Below are 12132 nucleotides of genomic sequence, written 5' to 3'. Positions count from 1 at the left end.
CCTCATGCCGCCTTGCTGGCGCGGAAACGGTCGTCCAGAAGGCGCGCGACCACGCCGTCCACCGTGTCGCCCCGCGCGCGGGCCGCAAAGGACAGGGCCATCCGGTGCCGCAGGACAGGGGCCGCCATCGCCTCCACATCCTCCAGCGTGGGGGCGAAACGGCCGTGCAACACGGCGCGCGCCCGCGTCACCAGCATCAGCGCCTGGGCGGCGCGCGGTCCAGGCCCCCAGACCAGGGCATCGCCCACGAAGCCTGCCTGTTCCGGCGTGCCCGGACGGCAGGCGCGGACCACATCCAGGATCGTTTCCACCACCGCCTCTCCCACCGGCATCTGGCGGATCAGGCGCTGCGCGGCGATCAGACCGCCCGCGTCGAAGGCCGCATGGGCGCGCACATCCTCGACCCCCGTGGTGGCCAGCAGGATGTCGCGTTCGGTGTCGCGGGTCGGATAACCCACGTCGATCTGCAACAGGAAACGGTCCAGCTGCGCCTCGGGCAAGGGATAGGTGCCTTCCTGCTCGATCGGGTTCTGCGTGGCAAGAACATGGAACGGACGGCCCAACGGGCGATGCTGGCCGCTGATCGTGACCTCGTGTTCCTGCATGGCCTGCAACAGGGCCGACTGTGTGCGGGGGGACGCGCGGTTGATCTCGTCCGCCATCAGAAGCTGGGTGAAGACCGGGCCTTCGATGAACCGGAACGCGCGCGATCCGTCGGGCAGCACGTCCAGAACCTCGGACCCCAGGATGTCGGCGGGCATCAGGTCGGGGGTGAACTGGATCCGCTGGCTGTCCAGGCCCAGGACGGCGGACAAGGTATCCACCAGCATCGTCTTGCCCAGGCCCGGCTGGCCCACCAGCAGCGCGTGCCCGCCCGACAGGATCGCCGCCAGCACCTGTTCGACCACCTGATGCTGGCCCACAAAGCGGCGGGCGATGCTGGCGCGGGCATCGGCAAGGACACGCCCAAGCTGTTCGACCTGCCCCACCAGAATATCATCCGAAGCCATGACAACGCCCCCGTGCTGCTTTACATCGAACCATAAGAGGATATGCGAAAGGCGACAGCAGGGAATGGCAGATCGCGGTGACAAAGGCGTGAGCGCCGAAGGCCTTGCCGCCGCCGCAAGCAAGGCGGGAACGGATGCCAGGGGCGGACTGCCGCCGGTGCATCTGTGGAACCCGCCCTTTTGCGGCGATCTTGACATGGAAATTCGCGCGGACGGCACATGGTTCTATAACGGGACGCCCATCGGCAGGCCCGCGATGGTGCGTCTGTTTTCCACCATCCTGAAGCGCGAAGGGGACGCGTTCTTTCTGGTCACGCCGGTTGAAAAGGTGGGCATCCGCGTGGTCGATGCACCTTTTGTCGCCGTCGACGCCGACATCCGGCCGGACAGCATTTCCTTTGCCACGAATGTCGGTGACCGGGTGACGGCGGGATCGGAAAATCCCATCATCCTGCGCGGCACGGCGGATGAACCGCGCCCCTATGTCCATGTCCGCGCGGGGCTGGAGGCGCTGATCGACCGAAAGACCTTTTACCGGCTTGCCGCCGCCGCCAGCGACGAGGAAGGCCGCAGCGGCATCCGATCCGGCGGCGTTTTTTTCCCGTTGGAGCCTTGATGCCCCGTTTTGCCGCCAACCTGACGATGCTGTTCACCGAAATGCCCATGCTGGACCGATTCGCCGCCGCGGCGGATGCGGGGTTTCAGGGCGTCGAGATCCTGTTTCCCTATGACATCCCTGCCCGCGACCTGTCTCGCGCCGCCGTCGCGGCCGGGCTGGATTTCGTGCTGATGAACACGCCGCCGCCGAACTGGGCGGGCGGGCCGCGCGGATTCGCCGCCGAGCCGGGCCTCGAGGAACGGTTCCGCAGCGATTTCGACCGCGCCCTTCGCTTTGCGGGCGCGTTGCGGACCCGGCACATTCACGTCATGGCGGGCTATGCCCAGGGGTCCGAGGCGCGGGCGACCTTTGTCGCGAACCTGTCTTGGGCCGCCGCCCGCGCGCCTCATGTCAGCCTGACGATCGAGCCGCTGAACCCCGCCGACCAGCCCGGCTATTTCCTGGACGACTTCGATCTTGCCGCCGACCTGATCGCGCAGATCGGCGTGCCGAACATCGGTTTGCAGTTCGACGCCTATCACGCCCACCTCATCACCGGCGATGCCATGGCCGCGTGGCGCCGCCATGCCGGGATCACCCGCCATGTCCAGATCGCCGGGGTGCCGGGCCGCCACGAACCGGCGGGCGGGATGATCGACTATCCGGCGTTTTTCGCTGCCCTTGACCAATCGGGTTATCGCGGCTGGGTCAGCGCGGAATACAACCCCCTGGGACTGACAGCCCAGGGGCTGGGCTGGCTGCCGGGGGGGTCCGGCTGACGATTGGCCCGCGACCGGGGAACCGGCGTTTACACGGTCGCGTTATCATGGTGAAGCGATTTGGAAAAATGCGCGCGCGACGCGCCTTCATCAGCGGAGATAGCCCCCATGAACTCGATCATCTATATCGTCGGACTGGTCGTCGTCGTCCTGTTCATCCTGTCCTTCCTTGGCCTTCGCTGAGCAATGGCCCCTGCAAGGATAGATCCAATGAACGTTTCACCTGACGCGCAACCGCCCCGCAGCATCATGGACTGGCCGGCGATCCTGTCCGGCGCGGCGGTGGCCGCGGCCGCGATGGTCGTCTTCACGGGCTTCACGGCGGCGATCGGACTGGGATCGGTATCCGCCGAGCCCGGCGAAGGGCTTGGCACCTTTGCCATGATTCTGGTGGGCTTCTTCGCCTTTCTGTCCACGCTGGGTTCCTATGCCCTGGGCGGTTATATCGCCGGGCGGATGCGCACCCCCGTCCAGGGGATCGGCGCCGATGAAACCAAGGCGCGCGACGGCGCGCATGGATTGACCGTGTGGGCCATCGGCACGCTGGTCGGGGCGCTGCTGACCCTTGGCCTTGTGTCCGGGGGCGTCCGCGCCGTCGGATCGGCCGCGGGTACTGTGGTCGAGGCGGGCGGATCGGCGGTCGGGGGCGCGCTGCAAGGCGCGGGACAACTGGCCGGTGGCGTGGTCAGCGGCGCGGGCCAGGTAGCCGGCGGCGCGATCAGCGGCGTCGGACAGGCTGCGGGCGGTGTCGTTCAGGGCGCGGGCGAAGCCGCCGGTGGCGATACCATGCAGGACATGCTGCCCGATGGGTTGGTCCAGAACCCGCTGGACTATATCTCGAACCGTCTGCTGCGTGCCGACGACACGGCGCCCGCCAACTATTCGGACGAGGCGATCCGCGACGAGATCGCAAGCATCGTCGGGTCGGTCATGCGGACCGGCGAATTGGCGCAAGAGGACCGCGACTATCTGGTCCGCGCCGTGGCCGCCCGAACCCAGTTGACCCAGCCCGAAGTCGAAGCCCGCGTCGATCAGGCCGTGACCGAGGTGCAGACCCTGCGCGACGAAGCCGAACAACGCCTGGCCGATGTCCGCGCCCAGGCCGAGGAAGCCGTGACCAACGCAAGGACCGAGGCAGAGCGCCTGCAACAGGAGGCCGAGCAGCAGCTGGAACAGGCGCGTCAGGCTGCGGTGGACGCTGCGGAAACGGCGCGCCGGGCCGCCGTCTGGTCGGCGTTCTTCCTGGCCGCGTCGACGCTGATCGCCGGTGCGGTCGCCTTCCTTGCCGCCATTCGCGGGGGCCGTGATCGGGACGAAGGGCGCGTGTGGGCCGGTCTGCATCGGGGCATCCGCGACCGCTGAGGCGCCGTTCGCAAGCCTGACGACAGACCCCGGAAACCCGCCGCCCCGTCGTGGCGGGTTTTTCCTTGCTTGCCAGCCCCTCAGTCATCCGCGATTTCATCTGGCCTTTCGGGCGACTTTTCGATAGGGCGACCGCGAATTGAAAAGGGTCGTTCATGGATATCCGCAACATCGCCATCATCGCTCACGTTGACCACGGCAAGACGACGCTGGTTGACCAGTTGTTGCGCCAGTCCGGGGCGTTCCGTGAAAACCAGGCGGTCGCCGAACGCGCCATGGACAGCAACGACATCGAACGCGAGCGCGGCATCACCATCCTGGCCAAGGCGACCAGCGTCGAATGGAAGGGCACCCGCATCAACATTGTGGATACGCCCGGCCACGCCGATTTCGGCGGCGAGGTGGAACGCATCCTGTCCATGGTCGATGGCGTCTGCCTGCTGGTCGATGCCGCCGAAGGCCCGATGCCGCAGACGAAATTCGTGACCTCGAAGGCGCTTGCCCTAGGCCTGCGTCCCATCGTGGTGCTGAACAAGGTGGACAAGCCCGCCGCCGAACCCGACAACGCGCTGAACGATGTGTTCGACCTGTTCGCCAATCTGGGCGCCAGCGACGAACAGCTGGATTTTCCCCATGTCTATGCAAGCGGCATCGGCGGCTGGGCCGACGCGACGCTGGACGGCCCGCGCAAGGACATGTCGGCCCTGTTCGACCTGATCCTGTCGCATGTGCAGCCGCCCAAGCAGATCGCCCGTGCCGGTGAACCGTTCCAGATGCTGGCCACCACGCTGTCTGCCGATCCGTTCCTGGGCCGCCTGCTGACCGGCCGGGTCGAGGCCGGGCGCGCCAAGGCGGGCGACACCGTGAAGGCGCTGTCGCGCGACGGCGAACGGATCGAACAGTTCCGCATCAGCAAGATCCTGGCCTTCCGCGGCCTGACCCAGACCACCATCGACGAGGCGCAAGCCGGCGACATCGTGACCCTGGCCGGCATGTCCAAGGCGACCGTCGCCGACACCATCGCCGCGTCGGAGGTGGACACGGCCCTGCCCGCCCAGCCGATCGACCCGCCCACCATCAGCGTGACCTTTGGTATCAACGACAGCCCTCTGGCCGGCCAGGACGGCAAGAAGGTCCAGTCCCGCGTGATCCGCGAACGCCTGATGCGCGAGGCCGAGGTGAACGTGGCCATCAAGGTCGAGGATACGCCGGGCGGCGACGCCTTTGTCGTGTCCGGGCGCGGCGAATTGCAGATGGGCGTCCTGATCGAGAACATGCGCCGCGAGGGGTTCGAACTGTCCATCAGCCGTCCCCGCGTGATCTTCCGGGACGAGGACGGCCAGCGTCTTGAACCCATCGAGGAAGTCATCATCGATGTGGACGACGACTATACCGGCGTGGTGATCGAGAAGCTGACCGGCGAACGCAAGGGCGACATGGTCGACATGCGCCCGGCGGGCGTCGGCAAGACCCGGATCGTGGCCCATGTGCCGTCGCGCGGACTGATCGGATACCATGGCGAATTCATGACCGACACGCGCGGCAACGGCGTGCTGAACCGCATCTTCCACGGCTGGGCGCCCTACAAGGGCGCGATCCAGGGCCGCCGCCAGGGTGTCCTGATTTCCATGGAGGACGGGGTGTCGGTGGCCTATGCCCTATGGAACCTGGAAGACCGGGGCAAGATGTTCATCGGCGCGCAGGAACAGCTTTATACCGGCATGATTATCGGCGAACACTCGCGCGACAACGATCTGGAAGTGAACCCGCTGAAGGGCAAGAAGCTGACCAACGTGCGCGCGTCCGGCACCGACGAGGCCGTGCGCCTGACGCCCCCGGTCCGCATGTCGCTGGAAGAAGCCATCGCCTATGTCAACGACGACGAACTGGTCGAGGTGACGCCCAAGAACATCCGCCTGCGCAAGCGTTACCTGGATCCCCATGAACGCAAGCGCCAGGCCCGAGCCGAGGGGTGATTCCGGCTGACATTGGGTCAACATGTCGATTTGGCGGGGTTCGCAGCGACCGGCCGGCGTGTTAGGGTTGTATCGGGAAACTAGCCGAAAGCGTCGGCGGATGCGCATGGTCCAAGGTTGTCCGATGATGCCGCCGCTCTCGCGGCCACCGGCCTTGTGTGCTTTCGTCCATGAGGGAAGTGGAAGACCGGGGATCGGTTCGGTCCATGGTGGAAGCGGTTGGCGCTCCGTCGCCTCGCTTGTCCGACCATGAACCCGGCAGGCATGGATTTCGACATGAGCAAGCATGACGATGTGATGAGGGGGCTAGGAATTCACGGTCAGGCCGTTGTGGCGACGATCGAGATGATCGTCGATCTGGGCCGGCGCGAACCGGATCTGGAAACCGTCGCGCAACGCATCGGCGTGCCGGTGGCCGACCTTGCCCGCATCTTTCCCGACGACAAGAGCCTGTTGATCGCCGTGGCCGAACAGGCCTTGGTGCGTCTGATGGATTCCTGCACCAAGGCCATCGTCAAGATCAATCCCGACGACGCGGTCGCCCAGTTCCTGGCGCTTGGCAACGCTTATGTCCACTGGGCGGCGGACCATCGGGTCCAGTTCCACCTGATTACCTCTCACCCGTCGCTGAACGCGATGCAAGTACCCCAGCTGCGGCGCTATCTGGACTCCATGGTCGATCTGATGACGCGGATGCTGGAACGCGCCCGCGATGCGGGCCGCCTGCGCGAAAACGAGGATGTTCCGATGATCGTGCTGTCGTCGCGGACCTTTGCCTATGGCCTGGCGCGAATGGTCGTGGATGGCCGGATGGAGGAATTGCTGCCGTCCCGCCCGCCCCTGGAGGCGGCCGAGATCGCGATGACGGATTTCGTCAAGCGCATCGCGCGGGCCGCCGCAAAGCGTCCGATACATTGCGGGGATCGATAAGGACGCCGTTCACGGTTGCCGCCTGCACGGTCATCGTTCAGAAACCGTGACGGGCCGGATTTTTTCCCTGTGCCGAATTAATCGAATTTTCAGATCGTTCTGACAACCTGTCGTTTGACGGAAGGGCCGGCACCCATCCGGCAGCGACGGCTTGTCATGCAGGACGGAAGGCCGACAGCGCACTGTCGCCTTCCGGGCTGCGGCGGATCTGGGGTTCCGCCGCAGCCGCATGGCCCCGTTGCGACAGCCGGTTTCCACCGGACTTTTCGCTTTCGATCCAAACACGCATGGGCTATCGGGTTCGCATCATGACCGACGAAAGACGAACCGCCGTGACCGATCATATCATCCGCGACATCGCGCTGGCCGATTTCGGCCGCAAGGAACTGGACATCGCCGAAACGGAAATGCCCGGCCTGATGGCCTTGCGCGCGGAATACGGCGCGCAAAAGCCGCTGACGGGCGCGCGGATCGCGGGCAGCCTGCACATGACGGTGCAGACCGCCGTGCTGATCGAAACCCTTGTGGCCCTGGGGGCCGAGGTTCGCTGGGCGTCGTGCAACATCTATTCGACCCAGGACCACGCCGCCGCCGCCATCGCCGCCGCGGGCGTTCCGGTCTTTGCCATCAAGGGCGAGTCGCTGGAGGAATACTGGGCTTATACGGACCGGATCTTCGGCTTTGCCGACGGCACGGCCAACATGATCCTGGACGACGGCGGCGACGCCACCATGTATGTCCTGCTGGGCGCGCGGGTCGAGGCGGGCGAGACCGGCCTGATCGACGTGCCCACCAGCGAGGAGGAGGAAGCCCTGTTCGCCCAGATCCGCAAGAGGATCGCCGGGACGCCGGGCTGGTTCGCCCGTCAGCGGGACGCGATCAAGGGCGTGTCCGAGGAAACCACCACCGGCGTCCACCGCCTGTATGACCTGCACAAGCGCGGCCTCCTGCCCTTTCCCGCGATCAACGTCAACGACAGCGTGACGAAATCCAAGTTTGACAACAAGTATGGCTGCAAGGAATCGCTGGTCGACGGCATCCGCCGCGCCACCGACACGATGATGGCGGGCAAGGTCGCCGTCGTCTGCGGATACGGCGACGTGGGCAAGGGATCGGCCGCGTCGCTGCGCGGCGCCGGCGCGCGCGTGAAAGTCACCGAGGTCGATCCGATCTGCGCCCTGCAAGCCGCCATGGACGGGTTCGAGGTCGTATTGCTGGAAGATGTGGCCGACAGCGCCGACATCTTCATCACCACCACCGGCAACCGCGACATCATCCGCATCGAGCATATGCGTGCGATGAAGGACATGGCCATCGTCGGGAACATCGGCCATTTCGACAACGAAATCCAGGTTGCGGCGCTCAAGAACCACAAATGGACGAACGTCAAGGACCAGGTGGACCTGATCGAGATGCCATCGGGCAATCGAATCATCCTGCTGTCCCAGGGACGCCTGCTGAACCTGGGCAATGCCACGGGCCATCCGTCCTTTGTGATGTCGGCCAGCTTCACCAATCAGGTGCTGGCCCAGATCGAATTGTGGACCAAAGGCGGCGACTATGCGCCCGGCGTCTATATCCTGCCCAAGGCGCTTGATGAGAAAGTCGCGCGGCTGCATCTGGACAAGGTGGGGGCCAAGCTGACCCAATTGTCGCCCGAACAGGCCGACTATATCGGCGTGGCGCCCCAAGGCCCCTTCAAATCAGATCATTATCGGTATTGATCCATGGAATATTCGCTGTTCACCTCGGAATCCGTGTCCGAGGGCCATCCCGACAAGATCGCCGACCAGATTTCCGATGCCATCCTCGACGCCATCCTGGCCGAGGATCCGCGCGCCCGCGTGGCGTGCGAGACGATGGTGAAAACCGGCGTCGCCATCATCTCGGGCGAGATCACGACAAGCGCATGGGTCGATCTGGAAAGCATCGTGCGCGGCGTCATCAACGACATCGGCTACACGTCGTCCAATGTGGGCTTTGACGGCGCGACCTGTTCGGTCATCAACATCATCGGCAAGCAATCGCCCGAGATCAACCAGGGCGTTGACCGCGAAACCCTGGAAGACCAGGGCGCGGGCGACCAGGGCCTGATGTTTGGCTATGCGTCGGACGAAACCGACGTTCTGATGCCCGCGCCGATCACCTATGCGCATCGGCTGGTCGAACGGCAGGCCGCGATCCGCCGCGACGGCACGCTGAAATGGCTGCGCCCGGATGCGAAATCGCAGGTGACGCTGCGCTATGGCGCGGACGGGCGGCCCGAAGGCATCGATGCGGTGGTCCTGTCCACGCAGCACAACCCGGAAATCAGCCTGTCCGACCTGCGCGAGGCGGTGATCGAGGAGATCATCAAGCCGGTCCTGCCCGCCGAATGGTTGTCGGACGCGACCAAATATTTCATCAATCCGACCGGCAAGTTCGTCATCGGCGGCCCTGTCGGCGATTGCGGCCTGACCGGGCGCAAGATCATCGTGGACAGCTATGGCGGCATGGCCCGGCACGGCGGGGGCGCCTTTTCCGGCAAGGATCCCTCCAAGGTGGATCGTTCGGCGGCCTATGCGGGCCGCTGGGTCGCCAAGAACATCGTGGCGGCGGGCCTGTCCAGCCGTTGCGAGATCCAGGTAAGCTATGCCATCGGTGAGGCGCAGCCCACGTCGATCTCGCTCAACACCTTCGGGACAGAAACCGTGCCCCACGACAAGATCGTGGCCGCCGTCCGAGAGGTGTTCGACCTGCGCCCCTTCGCGATCATCCGCGACCTGGACCTGCTGCATCCGATCTATCGCCCGACCGCCAGCTATGGCCATTTCGGACGGCAGCCCTATCAGTTGAACCGGGGGACGGCGTTCAGCTGGGAAAAGACCGACCGGGCCGAAGCCTTGAAGGCCGCGCTGAGCTGACAGCGGACGCGGGGCCATCGAAACCGATGGCCCAATCGCCATGCCACGAATTTGGAAATCGGCGTCCCGCCGGACGACCGGTTTTCGTCTATCCAGCCCCATACAGCACCTTGGCCCGCGCTTCGAACGCCCGCACGATCCGCAGCATGGCCTCGTGGAACACCACGCCAATCAGCTTTTGCAGGATCAGGTTCTTGAATTCGAAATCCACGAAGAATTCGACGTGGCATCCGCCCTGGGGACGGTCGGCAAAGGTCCAGCCGCTGCGCATGTGCTTGAACGGGCCATCCAGGTATTCGGTGTCGATCCGCAGGGGCTGGGCCTGCGGCCACAGCACGACCCTGCTGCCGAACCGTTCGCGGAACACCTTGAAGCTGATGACGAGGTCGGCGGCGATCTCCTCGGCCCCGTCGGGCCGTTCCTCGCGCGAGCGGATCCGTGCGGCGCTGTTCCAGGGCAGGAACTGTGGATAGCTCTCGACATCCGCCACAAGATCGAACATCTGCCGGGCGCTGTAGGGAAGGGTGCGGGAATCCTGATGATGGGGCAATGGGCTCTCTCGGCGTCAGACGTGTCATGCGATCCGGCATTCGGCCCGATCGCCTCATTCCCTAGCAGGAGCCGGTTGCCGTGAACAATCTGATCTGGCTGCTTCGGGCATCGAAATGGGCGCGAAATCCGCCACGTGCCAGAACAGTCAAGATGATCGTGGCCATCATCGCGGTGGGCTTTGTCATCGCGGGCCTTGAGAGACTGGAGCTTTGGCCCGACTGGGCGCGCCTGAATGAAGACCGCGCGCCCCGCGCATCGCGATAGACGATCAACGGCGACTGCGCGCCGGAACCGGCTGCGGTGGCCGGGTCAGCGCCGCCGTGCCAAGACCGATCATCAGGATCGAAAAAATCGTCGTCAGCATATCATTCCTCCTGCCCAGGGCCTATAACCCTGCCTCGGCGAACGTGTCACACCGGGCCATGTCGCCCGAATCAAAGCCGCGCATCAACCATTCCTGACGTTGCGCGGCGGTTCCATGCGTAAAACTGTCTGGAACAGGTGTCCGGCCCGCGTTGGATTGGATTACGTCGTCGCCCACGGCCTGGGCCGCACCCATGGCTTCCTGCAAGTCCCCCTCCTCTAACGTGCCAAAACGATCTTGCGCTTGGCGCGCCCAGATGCCGGCATAGCAATCGGCCTGAAGTTCGGTCAGGACGGAAATCCGGTTGGAATCGCTTTCGCTGACCTGGCCGCGCAGACTGTTCACCTTGCCCAGCGTTCCGGTCAGGTTCTGGACATGATGCCCGACCTCGTGCGCGATCACATAGGCATAAGCAAAGTCGCCGCCCGCCCCCATGCGGCTCGCCATCATGTCGAAAAAGTCGGTATCCAGATAAATCTTCCGGTCGCCGGGGCAATAGAACGGACCCATGGCGGCCGAAGCGCCGCCGCAGGCCGATTGCACCGCGCCGGTGAACAGGACCAGCGTGGGTTCGGCATAATTCATTCCGGCCTGTTGCGGCAGGGTCGGTCCCCAGACTTCTTCGGTATCGGCCACCACGACCGAGACGAATTCGCCCCATTGCCGGTCATCCTCGGTCAGGGGACGGCCTTGCTGAACCTGGCCCTGGCCCTGGTCAAGACCCTGGACGATCGGCGTTATGTCGATCCCGAAGAAATAGCCCACGGCAAGGATCGCCAGCATCCCGACCACGCCCACGCCCCCTGCCCCGGCCGCGCCCATGCCGCGCCGATCCTCGATGTTGCTGCTGCCGCGCCGTCCCCGCCATTGCATGACCTGTGATCCTCCTTCGCCCCGGCTGCGCCATGGGCCGTCATGACCGAAACACCGGCACATCCCGCCGGTTCCCCGGCCGAACGCTCAGACGCGACGATCACAGGGGCGCGACCAGATCGCAAGGCGCTTGACGCGGATGACGGGCGGGACGATCCACGGGCCGGACGAACATCTGGGGGCATCATGAACGGACGACAACTTTCCCTGCTGGCCGGGACCGGATCGGCGGCGCTGCTGATCGCCGCGTTGGGTTTTCAGGCGGCGGGCTATGCCCCGTGCGAATTGTGCATTCTGCAACGCTGGCCCCATGTCGCGGCGGTTGTCGTGGCCGCGCTGATCTGGCTGACCGGCCGGGTGCGTGTCCTGGCGGTGCTGGGCATGATGGCGGCGGGGATCGCGATGGGCCTTGCGATCTATCACACCGGGGTCGAACTGTCGCTGTGGGCCGGGCCGACGCAATGTTCGGGCACGGTCGGAAACCTGGCCAGCATGGCCCCCGCCGATTTGATGGAGCGGCTGCAATCCGCCCCCGTGGTCCGCTGCGACGAGGTCGCCTGGCGCTTTCTGGGCCTGTCGATGGCGGCCTGGAACGCGGTGCTGTCGGCGGGACTGGCAGTCGTCTGGGGAATCGCTGCAAAACGCCCGTCGCGGGGGTCAGGGGCCGCCTGAGGGGCCAGTCGAACATTGCCCCCTGGGACCATGTCGCCTATATAAAACTCGACAAGATGTTGAGGAAATTCCGTGGCCGACACCCCTGACGACGACCTGCCCGAAACCCCCGA

11 protein-coding genes are annotated in these 12132 nt (G+C 65.2%); 8 read left to right on the top strand and 3 right to left on the bottom strand.

Going from position 1 to position 12132, the window contains the following annotated elements; genetic code table 11:
* Positions 1-2 precede the first annotated feature (2 nt).
* Entirely contained in the window at positions 3-1010 is a 1008-nt protein-coding gene (locus tag CHB77_RS07930) for an AAA family ATPase (RefSeq protein ID WP_089387669.1), read from the bottom strand.
* Positions 1011-1074: 64 nt separating this feature from the next.
* Here CHB77_RS07930 and CHB77_RS07925 point away from each other — a divergent pair, with 64 nt between their 5' ends.
* The 7 genes from CHB77_RS07925 (at position 1075) to metK (ending at position 9558) form a co-directional block, all read left to right on the top strand.
* Complete coding sequence (locus CHB77_RS07925) at positions 1075-1626, top strand: DUF1285 domain-containing protein (protein WP_089387668.1); 552 nt, start codon at positions 1075-1077, stop codon at positions 1624-1626.
* A complete protein-coding gene (locus tag CHB77_RS07920; RefSeq protein WP_089387667.1) occupies positions 1626-2387 on the top strand; it encodes a hydroxypyruvate isomerase family protein in 762 nt (253 codons plus the stop codon). Before CHB77_RS07925 ends, CHB77_RS07920 begins: the two co-directional genes overlap by 1 nt.
* 210 nt (positions 2388-2597) lie before the next feature.
* Positions 2598-3749: a hypothetical protein gene (locus CHB77_RS07915; protein ID WP_131023333.1), complete on the top strand. Its 1152-nt coding sequence runs from the start codon at positions 2598-2600 to the stop codon at positions 3747-3749.
* A 155-nt stretch (positions 3750-3904) separates the two neighbouring features.
* Positions 3905-5725, top strand: a complete 1821-nt coding sequence (gene typA, locus CHB77_RS07910) for a translational GTPase TypA (protein ID WP_089387666.1) — start codon at positions 3905-3907, stop codon at positions 5723-5725.
* A gap of 276 nt (positions 5726-6001) precedes the next feature.
* The gene (locus CHB77_RS07905) at positions 6002-6655 is read left to right on the top strand and encodes a TetR/AcrR family transcriptional regulator (protein WP_165456232.1); all 654 of its coding nucleotides are present in this window, start codon (positions 6002-6004) and stop codon (positions 6653-6655) included.
* Positions 6656-6963: 308 nt separating this feature from the next.
* On the top strand, positions 6964-8379 hold the full coding sequence (gene ahcY, locus CHB77_RS07900) for an adenosylhomocysteinase (RefSeq protein WP_423212888.1): 1416 nt from the start codon (positions 6964-6966) through the stop codon (positions 8377-8379).
* Positions 8380-8382: 3 nt separating this feature from the next.
* Positions 8383-9558 carry a methionine adenosyltransferase gene (gene metK, locus CHB77_RS07895; protein WP_089387664.1) on the top strand — a complete coding sequence of 392 codons (1176 nt, stop codon included), beginning with the start codon at positions 8383-8385 and terminating at the stop codon, positions 9556-9558.
* 88 nt (positions 9559-9646) lie between these two features.
* Here metK and CHB77_RS07890 read toward each other — a convergent pair whose 3' ends face one another.
* Together CHB77_RS07890 and ypfJ are read right to left on the bottom strand one after the other, a co-directional pair.
* Positions 9647-10108, bottom strand: coding sequence for a type II toxin-antitoxin system RatA family toxin (locus CHB77_RS07890; protein WP_089387663.1), 462 nt, complete (start codon positions 10106-10108; stop codon positions 9647-9649).
* 387 nt (positions 10109-10495) lie between these two features.
* Positions 10496-11347 carry a KPN_02809 family neutral zinc metallopeptidase gene (ypfJ, locus tag CHB77_RS07880; protein ID WP_089387661.1) on the bottom strand — a complete coding sequence of 284 codons (852 nt, stop codon included), beginning with the start codon at positions 11345-11347 and terminating at the stop codon, positions 10496-10498.
* A gap of 186 nt (positions 11348-11533) precedes the next feature.
* On the opposite strand from ypfJ, the gene CHB77_RS07875 reads away from it, so the two are divergent.
* Positions 11534-12019: a disulfide bond formation protein B gene (locus CHB77_RS07875; RefSeq protein ID WP_089387660.1), complete on the top strand. Its 486-nt coding sequence runs from the start codon at positions 11534-11536 to the stop codon at positions 12017-12019.
* Positions 12020-12132: the final 113 nt, after the last annotated feature.

The sequence above is a fragment of the Paracoccus sediminis genome, from assembly GCF_900188295.1.
GTDB classification, from domain to species: domain Bacteria; phylum Pseudomonadota; class Alphaproteobacteria; order Rhodobacterales; family Rhodobacteraceae; genus Paracoccus; species Paracoccus sediminis.
Note: the sequence above shows the minus strand (reverse complement) of the source record. Positions and strands in the feature narration are given on the sequence as shown.